The following is a 23231-nucleotide window of genomic DNA, read 5'->3' as shown; positions in this document are numbered from 1 at the left end:
TTTTGGCGAAACCCTCCATTGCCGGCGATTAGGCGGCCAAAGACATCGGTTGTTTTCGTTCACGCACGTTGCTGCCAAGCATGCCTAACGAGCGCGGAACCGGGTGATCGCATCCTGCAGCTGTTCCGCCTGTTCCACGAGCTCGCCTGCCAGTTGATGCACATCGCTGACCGCCGCGGTCTGCGCCTCAGTGGCCGCCGTCACTTCAAGCGCTCCGGCGGACGTCTCCTCGGCGATCGCCGCCACCTCTTGCGTCTGCGCCGCCACTCGCTCCATGTGGCTCATTTGGTTTTTCGCCAGCTCGGCGATGTCATGAACGGCGCGGATCACTTCGCCGGCCGATGATGCCATAGCGGCGATCGCCTCATTCGTCTGTTTCCCTTTCGCCGCTTCGGCCGACGCCGCGGCGGCTTGCTCGTCCATTTGCACGACGACCCGGGCAACCTCGGTTTGGATCGTATTCACCAATTCGGCAATTTGTTTCACCGCCGCCGCGCTTTCATCAGCCAACTTGCGCACTTCCTCGGCGACAACGGCGAATCCCCGCCCGTGTTCGCCGGCGCGGGCCGCCTCGATGGACGCGTTGAGCGCCAGCAAGTTCGTCTGTTCGGCCATATCGGCGACAAGCAACGTAATGTGGCTGATTTGTTTCGCGTGTTTTTCAAGCTGCTTGACCGCTGCCCGCGACAGCTCTTGATCGTTGGCCAGCTGCTCAATGCCGCTGATGAGGGAATGGGTCTGCTCACGGCTCGCCTTGAGCGTCTCCGTCATCCCTTGCACGGATCGCTCCGCCCGTTCAGCGGTGTCTTTCACCTTCAAGGCAATGGCAAGCACATCTTCAGCCGCCTCCGCCGCTTCTTGAACCGCCTCGGCCGATGCGGAAGCCCCTTTGGAAATCTCATCCATCGTCGCCGCAATCTCCCGAGCGCGGCCGGCCGCCGCTTCAGACGCCTGCTTCATTTCCGCCGTCTTTTCATTCGTCCGCGCCGCATGGGTTTCAATGTTGACGATGACGGCGCGCAAGTGATCAAGCATTCGGTTGAAGGCGACAGCGAGCGAGCGGATTTCATCGTTGGCCGAAGGCAGTGGCACGTCTTCTTCGATGCGCCCGCTCGCCGCTTTCACTGCGGCTTCCTCAAGCTGCTGCAGCGGTTTGGTGATCCAGCCGGCGGCAAAATAGGCGAGCGCTCCGGACCAAGCAATGCCGAGCGCTAAAATGACGATGGTGAACGCCCCTTTGTTGAAGGCGGAAAACCACCAGTCATACAACACATACAAATACAGAGCACTTGTCGAATAAGTGATAAGCGCCAACAGCGTCACAAATATGACGAGCTTCAAGCGCAAACTAAACCGGCGCTGCGTCTTCCCCATCGTTCTCCCCCTTATCCGTCGTCCTTTCACAGCTCTGTCCGCAATTTTTCCGCCAAGCGGTCAATGAGCGCCTCCAGCTCATCGCGCGCTGCCCGATACGCTTCGAGCGGCCCGCCGAACGGATCGGCGATGTCTCCGTCCGTTCCCGCCGCGAATTGCTTCAATGTAAACGTTTTGTCTTTCGCCTCTGGAAAACGTTGAATGATCATCTCCTTATGGCCGGATGTCATCGTCAGCACATGGGTCGCCCAATCAATGTGCTCTTTTTTCAGCAATGAAGAGCGGTGCTCCGCTTCAATGCCTTTTTCCCTCAACGCCATCTTCGCCTGATCGGACGCTTCGCTCCCTTCGGCGGCAAATACACCGGCTGACTTGACCTCGACGCCGGGCAGCCGCTTGTTGGCCAAAAGCGCCGCGGCCATCGGGCTCCGGCACGTGTTCCCTGTACAGACAAATAAAATGCGATACGACATGCCATCACCTCTTCCCCTTCCATCACTTATCATCAATATATCATAGGCAAAAGGGCAAAAAAAAGCAGGCAGTCCGTTTTTTCCCCGCCTGAGGTGAAAAACGCCCGCCCGAAAACCGGTGGGCAACGTTCCGTCGGGACGGCAAAATCGCGGTTGACAAGCGTCCCTCCTAGAAGGCTGGTGATTTAAGAGGGCAAGCCGCTGATCAAACCTGTTTCTCAAATGGATAAGCCTCGTCGCATCAGGAGCGCCTCTCAAACATTCCCCCACTGCTCAAGAGAAACAACCGTTTTTCACCAGCCTCCTAGGGGGCTGGTGATTTAATCGTGGATACCGCTTTACCATGTCATTTCTCAATTAGAAAAACCTTGTTACATCGGTCCTGCTTTTCCGCTCATTCTCCCATTGATGAAAGGAATCAGCGGTTTTTCACCGCCCTTCTAGGCCGGTCACCAGAACAACAGCTTGAACCCAAACGCCAGCAGAATGCTGCCGCCCAGCGCCTCGCTGTATGCGCCAAGCCATTGCTGAACGCGGCGACCGACAATCAGGCCCATCCACGTCAATCCCATGCTAAACAAGCCGAACAGGAAAATTGTTGCCATCGTCCGCGCCCCGAAAATGCCGAGGCTCAACCCGACCGAAAAACTGTCCAAACTGACGGTAAAAGCAAAAAAAAGCAGCCCTGCCCCGCGCGGAAACAGCGGTGAGCCGCCCTCGTGCCGAAACGAGGTGACAATCATTTGTCCGCCGAGCCATAACAGCAGCGCGCCTCCCGTATACGTCGCAAAGCTTCCTAATTCACGCGACAACAGGCGGCCGACGGCCATGCCGACAAGCGGCATGACAATGTGAAACAAGCCGACCGTCAGGCCGATGTAAAAGATTTGCCGAAGCCGAAGACGCAGCATCCCCATCCCCAAGGCGACCGAAAATGCGTCCATTCCCAGTGCGAACGCCATCATCGACAGCGCCATCATTTCTCCGACTAGCGCGCCCATGTTTCTCCCCTCCCGGACTGGCCTTACTGCTAGCATATGCGCGCGCAAAACGGTTTAGACATAGGGCGGGAGCTAAAAGGGACCTCCCCCAATGCCAGGAAGCTTTCATGCGGGCGTCATTCCGGTGCAGCAATCGCGCTAACGCCAAAAAACAAGGGCGCCTCACCAATGCGATGAAGCCCCCACGACCGTTTTCCTATATAGCGTCTCCCACCAGCAGCCTGTTTCTCATTCCGACTGCGTTGCTGCCCGACACGCGGCTTCCCGACGTCGTTGTCGCCGAAGCGGAACGCGAAACGGGAACCCCGCGCCTCATGATTTAAAAAATCGTTTTAGTCGTTCGAGTTTCGCCTTGATCTCCTCAAAAGCCGCGACTCGCTCGTTCCCCCCAAACTCGGCTGGTTGGAGAGGCGGAGCGCCAAGACGAACCGGCTTCCGCTTCACTCCGGTTGCTCATGGATGACACCTCTGTTCGAACGATCGATGTTCGCATGCACCCGTTGAACTTCACTCCTGTTGTTCATGGATGACCGGAAAATCCCGATGACTTTTTTGAAAGGAAATGAACTTCACTCGTGTTGTTCATGGATGACACGCCCCCCGGCAGCTTTGCGCAACCGGTTCATCAAGGCGACGCCGATTCCTTCTTCTGGAAACGCCTCGCTGTAAACCAGGTCCACATTCGCGTCATCAAACCGACGCAGCGCATCATATAATTGACGGGCGACCGTCTCAAGCGCCCGGCGCGTCCCGCACGAAATGACGATATCGGCCGCATACTGTCCGCGGTGTTCTTCGGTCGTCAACACCCCGACCGCTTTTCCTTCCGCCCGGCTTTCCTCAACGAGCCGCTGCAAAAACGCTGGCGAACCGGCAACGATCCAAAGCGGCGCTTTCGGTGCATAGTGCGTGTATTTCATCCCCGGCGCTTTCGGTGCCCCCGGCTCATGTTCTTGACCAGCCGCTTCAGCCACATGACCGATCACCTCCATGAGCGCTTCTTTCGTCACTCCGCCGGGGCGTAAAATCGTCGGCACTGTCTGGCTGCAGTCAAGCACCGTCGATTCGACGCCGATGCCGGTAGGTCCGCCGTCCATCACCCCGGCAATGCGCCCGTTTAAATCGGCGAGCACATGGGCCGCCGTCGTCGGGCTCGGCCGGCCGGAACGGTTGGCGCTCGGAGCGGCGAGCGCCAACCCGCTTTCCTCGATCAAGGCGAGCGCCAACGGATGCGCGGGCATGCGCACCGCCACAGTCGGAAGCCCGGCAGTCACGCGCTCGGACACGGCTCCTTTCCGTTTCGGCAACACGAGCGTGAGCGGGCCCGGCCAAAACCGCTCCATCAATGTCCTAGCCAGCGGCGGAATCGCCGCCACTACGGACTCCGCCTGCGCCATCGTCGCGACGTGAACGATGAGCGGATTGTCACTCGGCCGGCCTTTGGCGGCAAAAATTTTTTCCACCGCCTCCGTATTCGCTGCATCGGCCCCTAGTCCGTACACCGTTTCAGTCGGAAACGCGACAACCTCTCCTACTCGCAGCCACTCGGCCGCTTCCCGTATTTGTGGATAAGACTGTTGTTTATCAACAATATTATCCACAACCCAAACACGCGTTTTCAATCGGTTTCACCTTCTTCATCGCCGTCGTTCGTTTTGAAATCAAGCCGATTTTCGTTCCTTGCCAGATCCCCTTCCCGGCTTTTCTTAAAAGTTATACACAAAATGTGAATAAGTTTGTTGTTTTTGTGGATAACTATGTGGACAACTGCCATCAGCGTGCCCAACCTAACGCTGGCTAGGGTGGAGGCCACGGCCGCCGCAACGCTTTTCAAACGCTCTTCCCCTCTTCGCTCACCGGCCGTGACCGCTTTTACGGAACGAGGCGGTCGAACCATTCTTTGAAGAAAAATCTCACTTCGACCGGTTGCTCCGCCTCGGTTACAGCCAAGGAAGACTTTCGCTCCTCGCCATCATCGGTTTGAACGGAACCTGCGTCGCCGTTTGACCCAGCTTGACTCGCTCCCCCGGCCGCCTCCTTGGCTGAACTAACCGTTTCCCGTCCGCGCGGCTCCACCTTTTCTTCCCGAACCGTCTCATCCTCGCCGTTCGGCTGGCCCGGCCCGTGATTCGGCGTCTGGCTCGCCATCATCATAACGGCATCACCGTTGGAAAAATCAAGGAAGCAAAGCGGCGGAAACAGGACGCACCACCAGTTCGCCCCTTTTCCCTCCCCAAGGGTAATCAAGACCGCCTCGTACGTGCCGGCTGGGTATACGTAATCGCCATACACTTTCGTCGGAAAACGAACCGGCCGAAACTCCACTTTGTACGGCTGGTGGCTTCGTTCATCACGAAGGACGCGAGCGACGGTTTGTTCAATGTCCGGCAAATGGGAGCGAATGACGCGCTTCGCTTCGGCCAGCGATGTCAATTCGGCCACCCACCCGTTGATTTGCGCGTTGACCGCATCGCGCACTTTCCGTTTCAGCTCCTGGTCTTGCGCGGCATCGCTGTTCGCCAAAATGCGCAGGCGGATCGCGTCATTGGGAATGACGACCGCCGCGTTCGCCCCGGCGTTCGTCTGCTGGCCATACAGATGAACGAGCACACCTGTCGCTAATAGAATCATATATAAACATACGGCTATCGCATTTCCTTTTATCCGCATGATTGGCACCGTCCTTTCATCATTCATTGTGGACGGTGCCGCTTTGTTTTAAACCTATGAATCTAATTTTTTCTTGTCATATAAACCATTCGATCCTTGCCGTTCAAATCAAAGGCCACTTCGACCCGCGCCTCCGGAAACGCCGTCGCCAACAGGGCGGCCACCGCCTCCCCTTGCCCGGCGCCAATCTCAAAAGCCGCAAGCGCCGTTTCTTTCAACACCAATGGCAGCTCGCGGGCAAAGCGGCGGTAAAAATCCAAGCCGTCGCGGCCGCCGAAAAGGGCCGTGTGCGGTTCGTAGTCTCTCACCACCGGGGAAAGCATAGCGGCGTCCGTCTCGGCAATGTACGGCGGATTCGAAACGACCACATCGACGGTTCGCCCTTGTTCGATGAGCGGCTGCAACAAGTCGCCGCGCAAAAACGAAACGTTCGCCCCGAGCCGCCGGGCATTTTCCCCGGCAATGGCGAGCGCCGCTTCGGAAATATCGGTGGCGGTCACCGACAACGCCTTGTTCTCGAGCGCCAACGTCACCGCGATCGCTCCGCTTCCGGTACCAACATCGACGACATCGATCCGCTCGCGGCCGGCAAATAGGCGCGCCACGCGCTCAAGGACGCCAAGCACCAACTCTTCCGTTTCCGGGCGCGGAATGAGCACATGGCGGTTCACAAGGAACGGCCGTCCGTAAAACCGTTCGTGGCCGATCAAATATTGAACCGGTACATGGTCTACGGCATGGCGGCGCACATCGGCCGCGAACCGCTCGTACACCGCTTCCGCGACCGGCTCGCGCCAACGGGCGAACAGCCCGGCCCGATCGGTGCGCAAATGGTGGCACAATAGCCACTCCGCCGCCCGCTCCTCTTTTCCGTAGGCGCGCAAAAAAGAAGAAGCCCAAGCGAGGACTTCATGCACGTTACGACGCATCGTTCGCTTGCTCCAATTTTTTCGCTTGGTCATCCAAAATAAGAGCCTCAATGATTTCATCCAAATGCCCATCGAGCACTTGGTCGAGCTTTTGGATCGTCAGCCCGATGCGATGGTCGGTAACGCGGTTTTGCGGAAAGTTGTACGTGCGGATGCGCTCGGAACGGTCGCCGGTGCCGACCGCTTGCTTGCGCGTTTGGTCGTATTCAGCGCGCGCTTCTTGCTGGTATTTGTCATAAATGCGGGCGCGCAACACTTTCATCGCTTTTTCTTTGTTTTTGATTTGCGATTTTTCGTCTTGGCACGTGACGACAATGCCGGTCGGAATATGGGTGAGGCGCACGGCCGACATCGTCGTGTTGACGCTTTGCCCGCCGGGTCCGCTGGAGGCAAACGTGTCGACGCGAATGTCTTTTTCGTTGATTTCGACTTCGATGTCTTCCATCTCCGGCAGGCAGGCGACCGTTGCCGTTGACGTATGGATGCGCCCGCCTGATTCCGTTTCCGGGACGCGCTGGACGCGATGGGCGCCGTTTTCAAACTTCAGCTTGGAATACACCCCTTTGCCGTTGATCATAAAAATGATTTCTTTATAGCCGCCGAGGCCGGTCGGGCTCGCTTCGATCACTTCCGTCTTCCACCCTTGCGATTCCGCATAGCGCGTATACATCCGGTACAAGTCGCCGGCAAACAGCGCCGCCTCTTCGCCACCGGCGGCGGCGCGGATTTCCATGATGACGTTTTTCTCATCGTTCGGGTCTTTCGGCAAAAGCAGTACTTTCAGCTTGTCAACGAGCGCCTCTTCCCGTTCTTCGAGCTCAGCAATTTCCTCTTTCACCATCTCGCGCAGCTCGGGTTCCAGCTTTTCTTCGAGCATCGCTTTCGCTTCCAAGAGCTGCTCGCGAACCGACTTGTATTCCCGGTATGTTTGCACCGTTTCCTCCAAATCGGCTTGTTCTTTCGAATAATCGCGCAACTTTTTCGGATCGTTGATGACGTCGGGGTCCATCAGCAGCTCATTCAATTTTTCGTACCGTTGTTCGACAGCTTCCAACCGGTCAAACACATGATTCACCTCTGTTTTTGCACACAGTCTAATTTTAGATTATACCACGAAACGCGGCCAAACAAAAACCCCCGCCTTCGGCAAGCGGGAGCTGTCAGTTGACGCGGACGATGATTTCGTATGTTGGAATCGCTTTGGTCAACAGCTGGTCGATGCGGCGCGCTTCGTGCTGTCGCTCTTTAGCGGACAGCGTATCCGGCGCATCGACCGTTACATACAGATTGCTGCCATGAAACCAAATAGAATCGACGCGGTCGTCGGTATGACGTTCAATCAGTTGCACCGCCTTGCGCAGATCGGCGCGCTGGTTTTCGCTTCCTTCCGTTAGACTGATGAAATTCGGGTTTTGCCGCGTTTTCTCCGGGTCATCAAAACGGTTGTACAGGTCGCGATCCGCGTCGATGTTCGGCCGCTCCTCCGTCATGAGGCGCGCGCCGTTTTTGTCCTCGCTTTGCTGGCGATACGACGGATGATCCGGACGCAGCGAACAAGCGGAAAGAAGCAAAGCACATCCTAACAGCCCAATGCGTTTCATTGATTTCGCCTCCTTGCTGTTAGGATGTCCATGACCGACGGCAATATTTCTTCCATCATTCGCCCGCTTGTTCACCGGCCGACAGCCAAGGCGCGCCGGCCGCTCTTGCCGCGATCTGCGCCCGCTATGGCCCCGGCATGCGCCGGCTTGACAGCACCGCTTCGTTTCCCGTGAAAATGCCGAACTGACGCGGATTTTCATCCTCTGGTGGAGGGCAGATCACACTGCCCATGAAACTTTTCCACGAAAATGCTGAACTGAAGCCGATTTTCATCCCCGAGTGGAGGGCAGACCGCGCTGCCCATGAAACTTTTCCACGAAAATGCTGAACTGAAGCCGATTTTCATCCCCGAGTAGAGGGCAGACCGCGCTGCCCATGAAACTTTTCCTTCTCACTCACCGGCATGCTCAGCCAAGGAGTGGGGGCGTTTGGGCGGTTTGCCCGGCACTTCATGGTGATGGCGGCAGCGCGGCTCATACGCTTCGCTGGCGCCGACAAGAATGACGGGATCATCATAAGAGGCCGGGACACCGTTAATCAACCGCTGCGTCCGGCTGGCCGGGGAGCCGCAGACGGTGCATACTGCCTGCAATTTCGTCACCGATTCCGCGATCGCCATCAGCGTCGGCACCGGCCCGAACGGCTCGCCGCGGAAATCTTGGTCGAGCCCAGCGGCGATGACGCGATACCCGCGGTCGGCGAGCGTTTGCACGACATCGATGATGTCATCGGAAAAAAATTGCACTTCGTCAATGGCGACCACATCGGTCGCGGCGGTAATGTAGCGGAACATTTCCTCCGGCGTCGCGACCGGAATGGCGATCACCGAATTGCCGTTGTGCGAAACGACCGCATCATCGCTGTAACGGTTGTCCATCGTTGGCTTGAATACTTTCACTTCCTGCCTGGCGAACTGGGCGCGGCGAACGCGGCGAATCAATTCTTCCGACTTGCCGGAGAACATGCTGCCGCAAATGACTTCCAGCCAGCCGGACTGTGTCATCACATACATGGAGGCCTCTCCTTTCACACCACACTATCATCTAGACGGGCGCCGAAGCAAACGCGAGCAACAAGCGCCGGCATCCGTTCTCACGAAAAAGCAGGCAAGTGTCCGCTTGCCTGCTTTCGCTCGTCCTTGTTATTGAAGGCCGTATTTTTTATTGAATTTGTCCACGCGGCCCGCGGCGGTGACGAATTTTTGTTTGCCCGTGAAGAACGGATGGCACTCCGAGCAAATCTCCACGCGCAGTTCGTCTTTGACCGAACCGCTTTCGAATTCGTTGCCGCATGCGCAGCGGACGATGACTTTTTTGTACGCTGGATGGATCCCTTGTTTCATCGTTTTCATCTCCTTCCGCCCTGGATCTCGTCGAAACAGAGTGATTCATTCGTGGGGCGCTTCCGCCTAGCCGGGGAAGCGCTGCGTTCAGAACGGCCGGAGCGCATCCACAGACGCCCGCGGCCGACAAAGACCGTTTTACGTACAACCTTGTGATGGCCCAATCGAAACACACATGACAAGATTATAACAGCTTTTCTGAGGTTTTGCAACGGGCAAATCCCGACAAATACAGGAAACCCCGCTGAGCCGCGGCGGCAACGGAGCGAGGCGAAACGCGCCGGCGCCAACCAAGAGCCAGACCTCGTCCTGACCGCGCCGCCCGCTTGTGTTGGGCCTCCTTAAATGCGGAGTGGACCTCCGTTTTTCCACTCTTGATCGAGCAAGGCGAAAAACTCTTCGTTGGACTTTGTGCGGCGCAGCTTGTTCAAAAACCGCTCAATAAAGTCCGGCGAATCAGCCATCGTTTTGCGGATCGCCCACAATTTGTCCAAATGCTCTTTCGGAATGAGCAGCTCCTCTTTGCGCGTTCCCGAGCGGCGAATGTCGATCGCCGGGAAAATGCGGCGCTCGGCGAGCGACCGATCGAGGTGCAGCTCCATGTTGCCGGTGCCTTTAAACTCTTCGTAAATGACATCGTCCATGCGCGATCCGGTGTCGATGAGAGCCGTTGCCAAAATCGTGAGGCTGCCGCCTTCCTCAATGTTGCGCGCCGCGCCGAAAAACCGCTTCGGCCGGTGAAACGCCGCCGGATCAATCCCGCCCGACAGCGTGCGGCCGCTCGGCGGAATGACGAGGTTGTACGCCCGGGCGAGGCGCGTGATGCTGTCCATCAAAATCACGACATCGCGCTTATGTTCGACTAGCCGCATCGCCCGCTCCAAAACGAGCTCCGCCACGCGGATATGGTTTTCCGGCACTTCGTCAAACGTCGAGCTAACCACTTCGCCTTGCACCGACCGCTCAATGTCGGTCACCTCTTCCGGCCGTTCATCAATGAGGAGAACGATGAGTTCGACATCCGGATGATTGGTCGTGATGCTGTTGGCAATTTCCTTTAGCAGCATCGTTTTCCCAGCTTTGGGCGGCGCGACGATCAATCCGCGCTGGCCAAAACCGACCGGGGCGATCAAATCAATGATGCGGGTCGACAGCTTGTCCGGGGTCGTCTCCAATTTCATTTGCCGGTTTGGATATAACGGGGTCAGCGCCGGAAAGTGAACGCGTTCCTTGGCGATCTCTGGATCCTCGCCGTTGACCGCCTCGACGTGAAGCAAGCCGAAGTAGCGCTCATTTTCCTTTGGTGGTCGCACTTTTCCAGACACTTTATCCCCGTTGCGCAAATCAAAACGGCGAATCTGGGAAGCGGAAATGTAAATGTCTTCCGAGCTCGGGGAATAACCGACAGGCCGCAAAAAGCCAAACCCTTCGGACGGTATGATTTCGAGAACGCCTTCCATGAAAGAGAGGCCGTCTTGTTCGGCACGCGCTTTCAAAATGGCAAAAATAAGCTCTTTTTTCGTCAACTTGCTATAGTATGATATTTTGTACTGTTTGGCGAGCTCATACAGCTCTTTTAATTTCATGTTTTCTAAGGCCGCTAACGTTAGTTCCATCTCGACACCACGCTTTGCAAAGTTTCCTATTCTCCCATCGTGCGCATTCGGATATATCGATCATCAATTTCCACGGGCGAAGGGATCATTCGTTTCGAAGATAATGAAGGCTGAATAAAAGGAAAGTAGAATGGCAGAGCTTATTTTTGCACAGGCAACACGACTATTTTACCCCTTTTTCTCCCTTTTAATCAATCTTTTTTTGTTTTTTTCGGCGGGGCGCGGCGCGAGGGGCCGGCGCCGCCGTCAAGCCGAGATGGAAGGCAGGTCACTTAATGACCAAATTCGGCTTTTTCTTCAAGCTATGCCGCCCTTCGATGAAGCGAACGGTGCCCGACTTGGCGCGCATGACGACCGAGTGGGTGAGGCCGTATGCTCCCTTCAGCTGCACGCCGCGCAGCAGTTCCCCGTCGGTGACACCGGTGGCGGCAAAAATCGCGTCGTCCCCTTTCACGAGGTCGTCCATGCGCAGCACTTTGTTGACGTCGATCCCCATTTGTTTGCACCGCTCAAGTTCGGCATCATTTTGCGGCAGCAGTTTCCCTTGCAGCTCGCCGCCAAGGCATTTCAGCGCGACGGCCGCAAGCACCCCTTCCGGCGCGCCGCCGGAGCCGAACAAAATATCGACGCCGGTATGGTCAAACGCCGTATTGATGGCAGCAGCGACGTCACCGTCATTGATGAGCTTGATGCGGGCGCCGGCCTCGCGCAGCTCGTGGATGAGACGCTCGTGGCGCGGGCGATTGAGAACAACGGCAACGACGTCTTCAATGTCTTTATTTTTCGCTTTCGCTACTGCTTTTAAATTGTCAATGATCGGCGCTTCGATGTCGATCATCCCGACCGCTTCCGGGCCGACCGCGATTTTTTCCATGTACATGTCCGGGGCGTGAAGCAGATGACCGTGATCAGCGACGGCGACGACCGCCAAGGCGTTCCATCCCCCTGAGGCGACGATGTTTGTCCCTTCCAATGGGTCAACCGCGACATCAACACGCGGACCGTAGCCGTTGCCAAGTTTTTCCCCGATGTACAACATCGGCGCCTCGTCCATTTCTCCTTCCCCGATGACGACCGTCCCTTTCATCGGCACGGTGTCAAATACGTCGCGCATGGCCGATGTCGCCGCCTCGTCGGCTTCATTTTTTTTCCCGCGCCCCATCCAGCGAGCGGCGGCCAGCGCCGCCGCCTCGGTGACGCGCACGAGTTCCATTGACAAGCTTCGCTCCATCGTTGTTCTCCCCTTCCCCTTTGCCCTTGGTGTTACGCGTTTTTCACTTGTTCCACTTCTTCATCAGTCATTTTTTCGCGCCAAATGACAGCGCCGATGTCGGACAGTTTTTCCACCAAGCCGCTGTAGCCGCGGTCGATATGCTCAACGCCAGTGATTTCCGTCATCCCCTCCGCCATCATCCCGGCGATGACAAGCGCTGCCCCGGCGCGCAAATCGCTCGCTTTCACCTTTGCCCCTTGCAGCTTGACCGGGCCGGTGACAATGGCCGAGCGGCCTTCGACTTTGACGTTGGCGTTCATGCGCCGCAACTCGTCGATATGCTTGAAGCGGGCGCTGTAAATCGTATCGGTGACGACGCTTGTCCCGTTCGCCTTTGTCAGCAATGCGGTAAACGGCTGCTGCAAATCGGTCGGAAACCCTGGATAGACGAGCGTCTTGACGTCAACCGCTTTCAAAACCTCGGTGCCGGCGACCAAAATCTGATCTTCGCCCGTCTCGACGCGCACGCCCATTTCGCGCAATTTCGCCGTCAGCGACTCAACGTGCTGAGGGATGACGTTATCAACGATGACCTCGCCGCCAGTGGCCGCAGCGGCAATCATATACGTTCCGGCTTCGATCCGGTCCGGAATGATGGCGTGTCGGCAGCCCGATAATTTTTCGACGCCGTCAATGCGAATGACATCGGTGCCGGCTCCTTTGATTTTCGCGCCCATGTTCGACAGCAATGTCGCCACATCGATGATTTCCGGCTCTTTCGCCGCATTTTCAATGATCGTCCGCCCTTTGGCGCGCACCGCCGCCAGCATGATGTTGATCGTTGCCCCGACGCTGACGACGTCCAAAAAAATGCGGGCCCCGCGCAGCTCCTCGGCGCGCAAATAAATCGCGCCCTGCTCGTTCGTCACCGTGGCGCCGAGCGCCTCAAACCCTTTAATATGTTGATCGATCGGGCGCGGTCCAAGGTGGCAGCCGCCCGGCAAGCCGACAACCGCTTTTTTGAAGCGGCCGAGCATCGCTCCCATCAAATAGTACGAGGCGCGCAGTTTTTTTACTTTCCCGTTGGGGAGCGGCATGGACACCATATCCGTCGGGTCGATAACCGCCTCTTTGCCGTCAAATGAAAACGCCCCGCCGATTTCTTCGATTAAGCTTCCTAAAATGCGCACATCGGAAATATCCGGCAATCCCTCGATCGTCACCGGCGACTCGGCCAAAATCGCGGCCGGAATCAAGGCGACGGCGCTGTTTTTCGCGCCGCTCACTTTGATCGTCCCGCGCAGCCGCTCCCCGCCGATGATTTTGATTTTATCCATCGTCGTCTCCCTTCTTTGCACAGAAGTTGGCTTCCTTTGCAGGCCGAGAATGCAGCGCCGCGGGCCGAACGCCCAGCGCAAGACAAAAAAAGGCGGGCCCGCTTCACCGAGAAACCGAAGGGCTTTCCTGTTATTGTTTCCGATTCCAGTCGGCAAGAAACTTCTCGATCCCTTGATCGGTCAGCGGATGGTGGAACAGCTGCATCAGCACTTTGTACGGCACGGTGGCGATATGCGCTCCGCGCAGCGCGGCTTCTGTCACATGGTGCGGATGGCGAATCGAAGCGGCGATGATCTCCGTCTCAATGCCGTGAATGTTGAAAATGTCAGCGATGGTGGAAATGAGCTCCAAGCCGTTGTGGCCGATGTCGTCGAGGCGACCGAGAAACGGCGAGACGTAGGTGGCGCCAGCGCGCGCAGCCAGCAGCGCTTGGTTGGCGGTAAACACGAGCGTAACGTTCGTTTTGATGCCTTTTTCGCTGAATGTTTTCACCGCCTTTAGCCCTTCCGGCGTCATCGGCACTTTAATCGTGATGTTCGGGGCGATTTTGGCCAACTCCTCGCCCTCTTCGATCATGCCGCCCGCATCGGTCGAGATGACTTCGGCGCTGACCGAACCGGAAACGATCGATGTAATTTCGCGGAGCCGCTCGTGGAATGACACGTTTTCCTTCGCCACAAGGCTCGGATTGGTCGTCACCCCAGCCAAAATCCCAAGTTCATGAGCATGTTTAATTTCTTCCAAATTGGCCGTATCAATGAAAAATTTCATGGCGGACCCTCCTTCGTTCATGATGAGACGAAAACAAGCAGGCCAGTCCAAGCGGCGGGCGAACCCGCCGGTTGGACAAGGTTATTGCGCCGCTTTGCCAGACGAACCGAACTCGCGCATTTTGCCAATGACCGTCGCTTTGATGGCATCGCGACCCGGACCGATGATTTTGCGCGGGTCGTAAACGTTCGGGTCGCTAGCGAGCAGCTCGCGGACGACTTTCGTGAACGCCATTTGGTTTTCGGTATTGACGTTGATTTTCGATGTGCCAAGGGAAATGGCGCGCTGAATTTGTTCGGTCGGAATGCCGGTGCCGCCGTGGAGCACGAGCGGGACGCCGGTCAGGTCGCGGATTTGTTCCATTTCGGCAAATCCGAGCTTCGGTTCCCCTTTGTACGGGCCATGCACCGAGCCGAGAGCCGGAGCGAGACAGTCGATGCCCGTCCGTTTGACAAGCTCTTCACATTCTTTCGGGTCGGCGTAAATAATCCCTTCGCCGACGACATCATCTTCCTGCCCGCCGACGATGCCGAGCTCGGCTTCAACCGAAACGCCGCGCGCATGGGCATATTCGACGACTTGCGAGGTGATGCGGACGTTTTCCTCAAACGGATGATGAGAGGCGTCAATCATGACCGAGGTGAATCCAGCGTCGATGGCTGCTTTGCATTTTTCAAAACTCGAGCCATGGTCTAGGTGAATGGCGACCGGAACCGTGATGTTCATGTCTTCCATCAAGCCTTTCACCATGTTGACGACCGTTTTAAACCCGCTCATGTAGCGGGCCGCTCCTTCGGAAACGCCGAGAATGACCGGCGATTTTTCTTCTTCGGCCGCCGCTAGAATGGCTTGCGTCCATTCCAAGTTGTTAATGTTGAACTGGCCGACCGCGTATTTGCCGCGCAGCGCGTCGTTGAGCATCTCCTTCATTGATACTAACGGCATGGTTCTATCCTCCTTCGCTGATCATCGCCCTTGCCACCCAAGCGGAACGTGAACCGGCAGGCGCAAAGGGCATCTACGTTATAAGCATACCAACTTGCCGGCAAAACAGCAACATTTCCATTCGGAGCCCGGCAGCTGGCAGCCCGCGAAGCCTCTCTTTACAGCGCCAAGCATTTTTTGACCGCCGCGCGCAAATCATCGATGTCAAACGGCTTGGCAAAATGCATCAGCGCTCCGAGCTCTTTCGTTTCTTGAATCATATCCAGCTCGCCATAGGCGGTCATGATGATCACTTTCATATCAGGGTCGATGTCTTTGAGCCGCTTTAAAATCTCAATGCCATCCATGCCGGGAATTTTCATGTCCAAAAGCACTAAATCGGGGCGATGCTTGCGAGCGATTTCGAGCGCCTGCATGCCGTTGGCGGCCTGATAGGTCGCATATCCTTCCCGCTGAAACACTTCGTTTAACAAAATGCGGATGCCGTATTGGTCATCAACAATTAAGATTTTGCTTTCCACCGCTATGCACCTCTATTCTTTTGTTCTTTCTATTAATCTTTCGCATTTCCCGAACGTATTTCCTGCCTGCTTTTCTTGACATTTGCATGTTTTGTATAATAACGGCGAAAGGAGGCCGAACAATGAAAATTTTGACGACCCAAACGATCGGACTGCTGCAAAAAATCGCGGCTGACGAGGAACCGGCCATCGAAGACGGGGCGCGTCTGCTCGCCCAGGCCGCTATCGGCGATGGACGCATTTGGCTGTATGGCAGCGGTGAACTCGATGCGGTCGCCGCCACCGCGCTTCTTGGCCCTGATCCGTTGCCGAAAGCCAAACGGATGGAACCGACGGCAACCAGTGATTGGCGGGAAACGGATCGCGCGCTTCTCTTCGCTCGCTTTTCCAATGATTGTGAGGCCATTCGCCTCGTCGAACAGCTGCAGGCACACGGCGTCGATGCAGTGGCCGTCGCGGCGCTCGTCAAGGATGACCCCGGACTGGCCGATATAGCTACCGTCTTTATCGACAGCAAACTTTCCCGTCCGCTCGTGCCAACCGAAGACGGCCGCCGCATCGGCATGCCGACGATCATCACCGCTTCCTTCGTCTACTACGGGCTGCGCGTGTTGCTCGATGAAATTTTATCGGAATATGAATAACGCTCGCCATCCAAAATGTGCGCTCTCCTGTCGGCTGAAGGAAAAAGGAAGAGAAGCCGCACCTAAGTCAACGGGCATCGTGCTTAAAAAAGAAAGGGAGCTGAACCCAAAAAGCTGTTCGGTGGCTTTTTGGGACAGCTCCGTTTTCGTCATTGTTTCAGCGACGCTCTGACAAACTCGCGGAACAGCGGCTGCGGCCGCGTCGGGCGCGAGGTGAACTCCGGGTGAAACTGCGCAGCGACGAACCAAGGATGGTCTTTCAGCTCGATCACCTCGACCAACCGGCCGTCCGGGCTCGTGCCGGAGAAAACAAACCCGTGCTCTTCCATGATCGAACGGTATTGATTATTGAACTCATACCGATGGCGATGGCGCTCGTAAACGACCTTGTCGCCGTAAGCCGCATAAGCAAGCGTACCTTCCTGCAGCTTGCATGGATACAAGCCGAGCCGGAGCGTGCCGCCCATGTCCTCGACATCTTTTTGTTCCGGAAGCAAGTCGATGATCGGATGCGGCGTGTTGGCATCAAATTCGGAGGAATGAGCGCCGGAGAGGCCGACGACATTCCGGGCAAATTCGATCGACGCGAGCTGCATTCCTAAGCAAATGCCGAAAAACGGCACGCGCTGCTCGCGGGCGTAGCGAATCGCCTCCATTTTCCCTTCAACCCCGCGATCGCCAAACCCACCCGGAACTAAAATGCCGTCCGCTTCTTTCAACAGATCGGCCACATTGTCCCGCGTCACATGCTCGGCATTGATCCACTGAATATCGATGTCGGTGTCAAACGCATACCCCGCATGACGGAGCGCCTCAACAACCGAAATATAGGCGTCCGGAAGCTCGACGTATTTGCCGACGAGGGCGATTTTCGTCGTTTTCGATAAGTTGCGCACTTTCTCCACGAGCGCTTTCCATTCGGTCATGTCCGCTTCACGGCAGTTGAGGCGCAAATGTTCGCACACGATTTGGTCGAGCTTTTGCTCCTGCAGCATGAGCGGCACCGCATACAGCGTGTCGGCATCGCGCGCTTCAATGACCGCTTTTGGATCGATGTCGCAAAAGAGGGCGATTTTGTCTTTCATTTCTTGCGGCATCGGCATTTCCGTGCGCACGACGATGACGTTCGGCTGGATGCCGAGGCTGCGCAATTCTTTGACGCTATGCTGCGTCGGCTTCGTTTTCATTTCCCCGGCCGCCTTGATGTACGGCACGAGCGTGCAGTGGATGTACATGACGTTTTCGCGGCCGACGTCGCTTTTGATCTGGCGAATCGCCTCTAAAAACGGGAGCGATTCGATGTCGCCGACCGTGCCGCCGATTTCCGTAATGACGACATCCGCGTTCGTTTCTCGTCCGGCACGGAAAACGCGTTCTTTGATCTCGTTGGTAATGTGCGGAATGACTTGCACCGTGCCGCCTAGGTAGTCGCCGCGCCGCTCTTTGCGGATGACGGCGGAATAAATTTTCCCGGTCGTGACGTTGCTATATTTGTTCAAATTAATATCGATAAACCGTTCATAATGCCCTAAATCCAAGTCTGTCTCCGCACCGTCGTCGGTGACGAACACCTCACCGTGCTGGTACGGGCTCATCGTCCCTGGGTCGACGTTGATGTACGGGTCAAACTTTTGGATCGTCACGTTCAGGCCGCGGTTTTTCAACAGCCGCCCGAGCGATGCCGCCGTGATCCCTTTTCCGAGCGAGGAAACGACGCCGCCGGTCACAAAAATGTACTTCGTCATTTTGTCTTCCCCCTTGCCGAAATTACCATGACAGTTTCAGTGTTTGCGAAAGCTGCAAATAAAAAACGCTCCGCTTACATCCGTAAGGGAGCGATCCATCCGTGCGTTTTCAAGAGCCCAACACACATTGTACCGGCTTCGTCCGGCAAAGTCAAGCGATTATTCGTCTTCTTCTGTCTCTTCGAGATCGAGCTCTTCATCGAGCGGCTCATCGTCGAGCTCAAACTCTTCGTCGCCGAGAATGTCATCGTCAAACCCGACATCTTCATCAAGGTCAAACTCTTCATCCTCGAGCAGCTCATCCTCATCGAGCTCCAGCTCTTCGTCCTCGTATTCATCCAAATCGTCGTAATCGAGAACTTCTTCGTCAAGCAACCCATCGTAGTCATCGTATTCATCACCAAGCGCTTTTTTCTTCTTCTTCGGCTTGACGATCGTCACTGTCTCGTCCTCCGTCTGATCGAACGGATACCATGCGCGCAGTCCCCAAGCGTTCTCCCCGACGCAAATAAACCGTCCGTCGATATTTAAATCCGTATAATATTGGGCAAGCCGCTCCGCCATCTCTTCCTCTGATCGGCCGACCAACGCCGCCACCTCGCGGACGAGCTGATCGAATGGCAGCGCCTCCCGCTTGTCAAGCAAAATGAGGTTCGCCAATTCGACGAACGACATTTCCTGCAATTCCTCTGGCGAGTATTGCTGCTGCAGGCTCAAATTCAGCACTCCCCTTCTATATAATAAAACCAATGAATGCAAGTGTGGAATACATACCATTCATTATAAACAAATTGTCGGGGTTTATGCTACCCATTTGCCGAAAAAAGCGAAAGAGGGCCACCGTGCGGCGAGGGCGGCCCTCCTTCTGACATATTCGTTGCGTCCGCGTCTGTTTGGTCACACCGCTTCGCTTTTTCCTTACGAATCTCATTCGTCTTGGCCCCATCCGCGTTCTGCCCGTTTCGCTCCCGGCCGGTACGCCAACAGCTGCTGCCGATCGTTCTAAGACCTAAAGTGCAACGGGTCGTGATCGAGGGCGCCCAACGAAAGCGGAACACGGTGAAACGCGCTGGAATTACATATTCCGTCGATATTGTCCGCCGACTTCGTACAAGGCGCGGGTGATTTGTCCAAGGCTGGCGACTTTCACCGTTTCCATCAATTCCTCGAAAATGTTGCCGCCGCTCACGGCCACTTGTTTTAAGCGCTCGAGCGCTGGGCCGGCTTTGTCTTTGTTCCGCTCTTGGAATTCGCGCAAGTTGCGGATTTGCGTCTCTTTTTCTTCATACGTCGCCCGGGCGAGCTGGATGTTGTTCAGCTCCTCTTCCGACGGCGGATTCGGGTTCAAGAACGTGTTGACGCCGATGATCGGCAGTTCGCCGCTATGTTTCTTCGTTTCATAGTAAAGGGATTCGTCTTGGATTTTGCCGCGCTGATACTGCATTTCCATCGCTCCGAGCACGCCGCCGCGGTCGTTGAGCCGTTCAAACTCTTGCAACACCGCCTCTTCGACCAAGTCGGTGAGCTCCTCAATAATGAATGAGCCTTGCAGCGGGTTTTCGTTTTTCGCTAAGCCGAATTCTTTCGTGATAATGAGTTGGATCGCCATCGCCCGACGGACCGACTCTTCGGTCGGTGTGGTGATCGCTTCATCATAGGCGTTCGTATGCAGCGAGTTGCAGTTGTCATAAATCGCCAACAGCGCCTGCAAGGTCGTGCGAATGTCGTTGAAGTCAATCTCCTGCGCGTGCAGCGAACGGCCGGACGTTTGGATATGGTATTTCAATTTTTGGCTTCGTTCATTCGCCCCGTATTTGTCGCGCATCGCAACCGCCCAAATGCGGCGCGCCACGCGGCCGATGACCGAGTATTCCGGATCAAGGCCGTTGCTGAAGAAAAATGACAAGTTCGGCGCGAAATCGTCAATGTGCATGCCGCGGCTCAAGTAATACTCGACGTACGTAAAGCCGTTGGCAAGCGTAAACGCCAGCTGCGTGATCGGGTTCGCCCCCGCCTCGGCGATATGGTAGCCGGAAATCGACACCGAGTAATAGTTGCGGACGCGGTGCTGAATGAAATATTCTTGAATGTCGCCCATCATCTTCAAGGCAAAGTCGGTGGAAAAAATGCACGTGTTTTGCCCTTGATCTTCCTTCAAAATATCGGCTTGCACCGTGCCGCGCACCGTTTGCAGCGTCCATTCCTTCACTTGTTCGTACTCCTCTGGCGTAAGCGGGCGGCCGAGCTCGGCTTCTTTTTTCTCGACTTGCTGGTCGATCGCCGTATTCATAAACATCGCCAGCAAAATCGGAGCCGGGCCGTTGATCGTCATCGATACCGAGGTAAGCGGATCGCACAAATCAAACCCTTTGTACAGTTTTTTCATATCATCAAGCGTACAGACACTGACGCCGCTTTCCCCGACTTTGCCGAAAATGTCCGGCCGGTAGTCCGGGTCTTCGCCGTAGAGCGTCACCGAGTCAAACGCCGTGCTGAGCCGCTTCGCCTTGTCTTCTTTGCACAAGTAATGGAAGCGGCGGTTCGTGCGCTCCGGCGTCCCTTCGCCGGCAAATTGCCGTTTCGGATCTTCGCCTTGGCGCTTGAACGGAAAGACGCCGGCCGTGTACGGAAACGAACCCGGGACGTTTTCTTTATACACCCAGCGCAAAATTTCCCCGTAGTCTTTGAATTTCGGCAAGACGACTTTCGGAATGTCCAAGCCGGACAACGTTTTCGTCGTCAGTTCGGTGACAATTTCTTTGTCGCGCACTTTCGTGACAAATTGTTTGGCCGCATATTTCGCTTTCGTTTCTTCCCACGTCGCCAAAATGTGTTTCGATTCCGGCGTCAACTTGGCCTCATAATCGGCTTTCAGCGCCTCGAGCGGGCGGATGACGTCTTCCGCTTCGCCCCGTTCTTTCGCCGCTTCGATGGCCCCTTCCACTTGAAACAGGCGTCTTGCCACTTCGACTTGCTGCTCGGCGCGACGGTGGTACGAGCGGACCGTCTCCGCGATTTCACGCAAATAGTAGCGGCGTTCGTTCGGAATGATGACATTATGCTTTTCGACGTTGGCGACCGTTTTCATGCTGGTCTTCCAGTTCGTCTCTGTTTTCCGGTTAATCGTGTCAATGAGCGCGACAAAGAGCGTATTCGTGCCCGGATCGTTAAACTGGCTGGCGATCGTGCCGTACACCGGCATTTCCGAAACGTCGCGGTCAAACAGTTGATGGCTGCGCTGATATTGCTTTTGCACTTGCCGTTTTGCATCTTCCGACCCTTTGCGCTCAAACTTGTTAACGACGATCAAATCCGCATAATCGATCATGTCGATTTTCTCCAACTGCGTCGGGGCGCCGAACTCGCTTGTCATGACGTACATCGACACGTCGCACACGTCGGTAATGGCGGCGTCGCCTTGGCCGATCCCGCTCGTTTCAATGATGACAAGATCAAATCCGGCCGCTTTGACGACGGAAATCGCATCGCGAATCGCCGGCGACAGCTCAGAACGAGACCGACGAGTAGCTAGGCTGCGCATATAAACGCGCGGCGAGTTGATCGCATTCATCCGGATGCGGTCGCCCAACAGCGCCCCGCCCGTTTTTTGCTTCGTCGGATCGACGGATAAGATCGCGATTTTGATAGCGGGGATTTCATTTAAAAAACGGCGGACGAGCTCATCGGTGAGCGAGCTTTTCCCCGCCCCGCCCGTGCCGGTAATGCCGAGCACAGGGACGCGCTTTTCCATGGTTTTGACTTGCGCTAAGGCCGCTTCCGCCGCCGCAGCCGCTTCGCTGTGATCCGCCTCAGCGCGATATTCGCACAGCGTAATCAGCCGGGCGACCGCCTGCACATCGCCGGACGGGAGCCGCTCGAGTTCATCAGTCAGCGCTGTCACGGTCGGAAAGTCGCATCCTTCCAGTATAAGGTTAACCATGCCTTGCAAACCGAGGTTCCTGCCATCTTCCGGCGAAAAAATATGAGCAATCCCGTACTCATGCAATTCTTTGATTTCACGTGGAATGATGACGCCGCCTCCACCACCGTAAATGCGAATATGAGGGGCACCTTTTTCTTGCAGCAAATCATACATATACTTAAAAAATTCCATATGACCACCTTGGTATGAGGAAACAGCAATCCCTTGGACATCTTCCTGAATGGCTGCGTTAACAATTTCCTCGACGGAGCGATTGTGGCCTAAATGAATGACTTCAGCTCCGCTCGCCTGCAAAAGTCGACGCATAATATTGATGGTAGCATCATGACCGTCAAACAAACTTGATGCTGTCACCAAACGAACGGAATGTTTTAAACGATAAATGTGCGCCATCGTCTCTCCCCCTTTGTTATACCCGCTGTTTCTCCATAATCCCCTTCAGCAAAAACTCCGTCTGCCATTCAATATATTCATCGAGCGTATACATTTTTCGCAGCGCCCAGCGACGGAACGCCCACATTTGCCCAAGCACGATGATATTGTGAGCAAAAAGGCGAACCTCGCTCTCGGAAAGCGCCAACGCCCCGCTTTCCACACATGTGCGCAAAATCCGCTCGAAAATGGCCGTCATCTCCAGCTCTTTATTAAGCACATACGGGAGCGACTCTTTGCTTAGCGCTTTCACTTCTTGATACATGACCAACACTTCATCGTCAAGCTCATCGACAACCCGAAAATAATGAGCGATGGCCCGCCACAGCCCTTCAATCGTGCCATGATGGGCGCCGATATCTTGCTCCGTCCGCTCCCGCACCTCATCGTAAATGCGGTCGCACACCAAGTAGAGGACGTCTTCTTTTTTGCGGATGTACTCATAGAGCGTGCCGATGCTGAACCCCGATGCCTTGGCAATCTCTCTCGTTGTCGTTTGGTGAAACCCTTTTTGTTTAATCAAAGAAATGGCGCCCTTGATCATTTCGTTGCGCCGCTTTTTGACAAGCTTTTCATCTTTGACCGATGCGATCACTTCCCGTTTTTTCATTCGCGACTCCTCTCCCCCGTTCTCTGTCGACCTACCTACTCAGATCGTCTTGGTTCGGTTAC

At 55.8% G+C, this 23231-nt stretch carries 23 protein-coding genes; 2 read left to right on the top strand and 21 right to left on the bottom strand.

The features are described from left to right. Window positions 1-84 precede the first annotated feature (84 nt). The 3 genes from B4113_RS11860 to B4113_RS11850 all read right to left on the bottom strand — a co-directional run bounded on the left by B4113_RS11860 (window position 85) and on the right by B4113_RS11850 (window position 2848). Window positions 85-1374, bottom strand: coding sequence for a methyl-accepting chemotaxis protein (locus B4113_RS11860; RefSeq protein WP_033842867.1), 1290 nt, complete (start codon window positions 1372-1374; stop codon window positions 85-87). Window positions 1375-1400: 26 nt separating this feature from the next. Beyond that, window positions 1401-1847 carry a low molecular weight protein arginine phosphatase gene (locus tag B4113_RS11855; protein ID WP_061912531.1) on the bottom strand — a complete coding sequence of 149 codons (447 nt, stop codon included), beginning with the start codon at window positions 1845-1847 and terminating at the stop codon, window positions 1401-1403. A gap of 449 nt (window positions 1848-2296) precedes the next feature. Next, a complete protein-coding gene (locus B4113_RS11850; protein WP_033020515.1) occupies window positions 2297-2848 on the bottom strand; it encodes a manganese efflux pump MntP family protein in 552 nt (183 codons plus the stop codon). Between the two features lie 107 nt (window positions 2849-2955). Here B4113_RS11850 and B4113_RS11845 point away from each other — a divergent pair, with 107 nt between their 5' ends. Next, entirely contained in the window at window positions 2956-3171 is a 216-nt protein-coding gene (locus B4113_RS11845; protein ID WP_033020518.1) for a hypothetical protein, read from the top strand. Between the two features lie 246 nt (window positions 3172-3417). Here B4113_RS11845 and B4113_RS11840 read toward each other — a convergent pair whose 3' ends face one another. From B4113_RS11840 to B4113_RS11775, 14 genes are all read right to left on the bottom strand, one after another. Continuing rightward, window positions 3418-4470: an L-threonylcarbamoyladenylate synthase gene (locus tag B4113_RS11840; protein ID WP_061912530.1), complete on the bottom strand. Its 1053-nt coding sequence runs from the start codon at window positions 4468-4470 to the stop codon at window positions 3418-3420. Continuing rightward, window positions 4467-4682, bottom strand: a complete 216-nt coding sequence (locus tag B4113_RS11835; protein WP_033020521.1) for a hypothetical protein — start codon at window positions 4680-4682, stop codon at window positions 4467-4469. The genes B4113_RS11840 and B4113_RS11835 overlap by 4 nt, the downstream gene beginning before the upstream one ends. A gap of 38 nt (window positions 4683-4720) precedes the next feature. Then, window positions 4721-5545, bottom strand: coding sequence for a stage II sporulation protein R (gene spoIIR, locus B4113_RS11830; protein ID WP_051985084.1), 825 nt, complete (start codon window positions 5543-5545; stop codon window positions 4721-4723). A 35-nt stretch (window positions 5546-5580) separates the two neighbouring features. Next, window positions 5581-6447: a peptide chain release factor N(5)-glutamine methyltransferase gene (prmC, locus tag B4113_RS11825; protein WP_033020523.1), complete on the bottom strand. Its 867-nt coding sequence runs from the start codon at window positions 6445-6447 to the stop codon at window positions 5581-5583. Continuing rightward, window positions 6437-7513, bottom strand: coding sequence for a peptide chain release factor 1 (gene prfA, locus B4113_RS11820; RefSeq protein WP_033020524.1), 1077 nt, complete (start codon window positions 7511-7513; stop codon window positions 6437-6439). Before prfA ends, prmC begins: the two co-directional genes overlap by 11 nt. A gap of 94 nt (window positions 7514-7607) precedes the next feature. Continuing rightward, window positions 7608-8048 carry a hypothetical protein gene (locus B4113_RS11815; protein ID WP_033842861.1) on the bottom strand — a complete coding sequence of 147 codons (441 nt, stop codon included), beginning with the start codon at window positions 8046-8048 and terminating at the stop codon, window positions 7608-7610. 392 nt (window positions 8049-8440) lie between these two features. Next, a complete protein-coding gene (locus tag B4113_RS11810) occupies window positions 8441-9061 on the bottom strand; it encodes a thymidine kinase (protein ID WP_033020528.1) in 621 nt (206 codons plus the stop codon). Between the two features lie 129 nt (window positions 9062-9190). Continuing rightward, window positions 9191-9391 (bottom strand): 50S ribosomal protein L31, encoded by a 201-nt coding sequence (rpmE, locus tag B4113_RS11805; protein ID WP_033020529.1) that lies wholly within the window; start codon window positions 9389-9391, stop codon window positions 9191-9193. Window positions 9392-9732: 341 nt separating this feature from the next. After that, on the bottom strand, window positions 9733-11007 hold the full coding sequence (rho, locus tag B4113_RS11800) for a transcription termination factor Rho (RefSeq protein ID WP_033020530.1): 1275 nt from the start codon (window positions 11005-11007) through the stop codon (window positions 9733-9735). A gap of 268 nt (window positions 11008-11275) precedes the next feature. Continuing rightward, the gene (gene glpX / locus B4113_RS11795; RefSeq protein ID WP_033020531.1) at window positions 11276-12238 is read right to left on the bottom strand and encodes a class II fructose-bisphosphatase; all 963 of its coding nucleotides are present in this window, start codon (window positions 12236-12238) and stop codon (window positions 11276-11278) included. 32 nt (window positions 12239-12270) lie between these two features. After that, window positions 12271-13557, bottom strand: coding sequence for a UDP-N-acetylglucosamine 1-carboxyvinyltransferase (locus tag B4113_RS11790; protein ID WP_033020533.1), 1287 nt, complete (start codon window positions 13555-13557; stop codon window positions 12271-12273). Window positions 13558-13687: 130 nt separating this feature from the next. Then, entirely contained in the window at window positions 13688-14329 is a 642-nt protein-coding gene (fsa, locus tag B4113_RS11785) for a fructose-6-phosphate aldolase (RefSeq protein ID WP_061912529.1), read from the bottom strand. Between the two features lie 81 nt (window positions 14330-14410). Next, complete coding sequence (locus tag B4113_RS11780) at window positions 14411-15274, bottom strand: class II fructose-bisphosphate aldolase (RefSeq protein ID WP_033021920.1); 864 nt, start codon at window positions 15272-15274, stop codon at window positions 14411-14413. Between the two features lie 158 nt (window positions 15275-15432). Next, window positions 15433-15795 (bottom strand): response regulator, encoded by a 363-nt coding sequence (locus B4113_RS11775; RefSeq protein WP_033021918.1) that lies wholly within the window; start codon window positions 15793-15795, stop codon window positions 15433-15435. 122 nt (window positions 15796-15917) lie between these two features. On the opposite strand from B4113_RS11775, the gene B4113_RS11770 reads away from it, so the two are divergent. Next, window positions 15918-16439 (top strand): DUF2529 domain-containing protein, encoded by a 522-nt coding sequence (locus tag B4113_RS11770; protein WP_033021913.1) that lies wholly within the window; start codon window positions 15918-15920, stop codon window positions 16437-16439. Window positions 16440-16588: 149 nt separating this feature from the next. On the opposite strand, the gene B4113_RS11765 is transcribed toward B4113_RS11770, so the two are convergent. The 4 genes from B4113_RS11765 to B4113_RS11745 form a co-directional block, all read right to left on the bottom strand. Continuing rightward, entirely contained in the window at window positions 16589-18184 is a 1596-nt protein-coding gene (locus B4113_RS11765; RefSeq protein WP_033021911.1) for a CTP synthase, read from the bottom strand. A 159-nt stretch (window positions 18185-18343) separates the two neighbouring features. Further along, window positions 18344-18901, bottom strand: coding sequence for a DNA-directed RNA polymerase subunit delta (rpoE, locus tag B4113_RS11760; RefSeq protein ID WP_033021910.1), 558 nt, complete (start codon window positions 18899-18901; stop codon window positions 18344-18346). Between the two features lie 358 nt (window positions 18902-19259). Continuing rightward, window positions 19260-22520, bottom strand: a complete 3261-nt coding sequence (gene icmF, locus B4113_RS11750) for a fused isobutyryl-CoA mutase/GTPase IcmF (RefSeq protein WP_033021907.1) — start codon at window positions 22518-22520, stop codon at window positions 19260-19262. A 16-nt stretch (window positions 22521-22536) separates the two neighbouring features. After that, entirely contained in the window at window positions 22537-23169 is a 633-nt protein-coding gene (locus B4113_RS11745) for a TetR/AcrR family transcriptional regulator (protein ID WP_033021900.1), read from the bottom strand. Window positions 23170-23231 lie beyond the last annotated feature (62 nt).

Source organism: Geobacillus sp. B4113_201601 (assembly GCF_001587475.1).
In the GTDB taxonomy this organism is placed as follows: Bacteria; Bacillota; Bacilli; order Bacillales; family Anoxybacillaceae; genus Geobacillus; species Geobacillus icigianus.
The sequence above is the reverse complement of the archived record's forward strand: the minus strand, read 5'-3'. Positions and strand labels throughout refer to the sequence as shown.

What these genes read in the sequence shown, in the direction of transcription:
- B4113_RS11860 (WP_033842867.1), bottom strand. Translation starts at nt 1,374, where the DNA reads ATGGGGAAGACGCAGCGCCGGTTTAGTTTGCGCTTGAAGCTCGTCATA.
- B4113_RS11855 (WP_061912531.1), bottom strand. Translation starts at nt 1,847, where the DNA reads ATGTCGTATCGCATTTTATTTGTCTGTACAGGGAACACGTGCCGGAGC.
- B4113_RS11850 (WP_033020515.1), bottom strand. Translation starts at nt 2,848, where the DNA reads ATGGGCGCGCTAGTCGGAGAAATGATGGCGCTGTCGATGATGGCGTTC.
- B4113_RS11845 (WP_033020518.1), top strand. Translation starts at nt 2,956, where the DNA reads ATGCGGGCGTCATTCCGGTGCAGCAATCGCGCTAACGCCAAAAAACAA.
- spoIIR (WP_051985084.1), bottom strand. Translation starts at nt 5,545, where the DNA reads ATGAATGATGAAAGGACGGTGCCAATCATGCGGATAAAAGGAAATGCG.
- prmC (WP_033020523.1), bottom strand. Translation starts at nt 6,447, where the DNA reads ATGCGTCGTAACGTGCATGAAGTCCTCGCTTGGGCTTCTTCTTTTTTG.
- B4113_RS11815 (WP_033842861.1), bottom strand. Translation starts at nt 8,048, where the DNA reads ATGAAACGCATTGGGCTGTTAGGATGTGCTTTGCTTCTTTCCGCTTGT.
- B4113_RS11810 (WP_033020528.1), bottom strand. Translation starts at nt 9,061, where the DNA reads ATGTATGTGATGACACAGTCCGGCTGGCTGGAAGTCATTTGCGGCAGC.
- rpmE (WP_033020529.1), bottom strand. Translation starts at nt 9,391, where the DNA reads ATGAAACAAGGGATCCATCCAGCGTACAAAAAAGTCATCGTCCGCTGC.
- rho (WP_033020530.1), bottom strand. Translation starts at nt 11,007, where the DNA reads ATGGAACTAACGTTAGCGGCCTTAGAAAACATGAAATTAAAAGAGCTG.
- glpX (WP_033020531.1), bottom strand. Translation starts at nt 12,238, where the DNA reads ATGGAGCGAAGCTTGTCAATGGAACTCGTGCGCGTCACCGAGGCGGCG.
- B4113_RS11790 (WP_033020533.1), bottom strand. Translation starts at nt 13,557, where the DNA reads ATGGATAAAATCAAAATCATCGGCGGGGAGCGGCTGCGCGGGACGATC.
- fsa (WP_061912529.1), bottom strand. Translation starts at nt 14,329, where the DNA reads ATGAAATTTTTCATTGATACGGCCAATTTGGAAGAAATTAAACATGCT.
- B4113_RS11780 (WP_033021920.1), bottom strand. Translation starts at nt 15,274, where the DNA reads ATGCCGTTAGTATCAATGAAGGAGATGCTCAACGACGCGCTGCGCGGC.
- B4113_RS11770 (WP_033021913.1), top strand. Translation starts at nt 15,918, where the DNA reads ATGAAAATTTTGACGACCCAAACGATCGGACTGCTGCAAAAAATCGCG.
- B4113_RS11765 (WP_033021911.1), bottom strand. Translation starts at nt 18,184, where the DNA reads ATGACGAAGTACATTTTTGTGACCGGCGGCGTCGTTTCCTCGCTCGGA.
- icmF (WP_033021907.1), bottom strand. Translation starts at nt 22,520, where the DNA reads ATGGCGCACATTTATCGTTTAAAACATTCCGTTCGTTTGGTGACAGCA.
- B4113_RS11745 (WP_033021900.1), bottom strand. Translation starts at nt 23,169, where the DNA reads ATGAAAAAACGGGAAGTGATCGCATCGGTCAAAGATGAAAAGCTTGTC.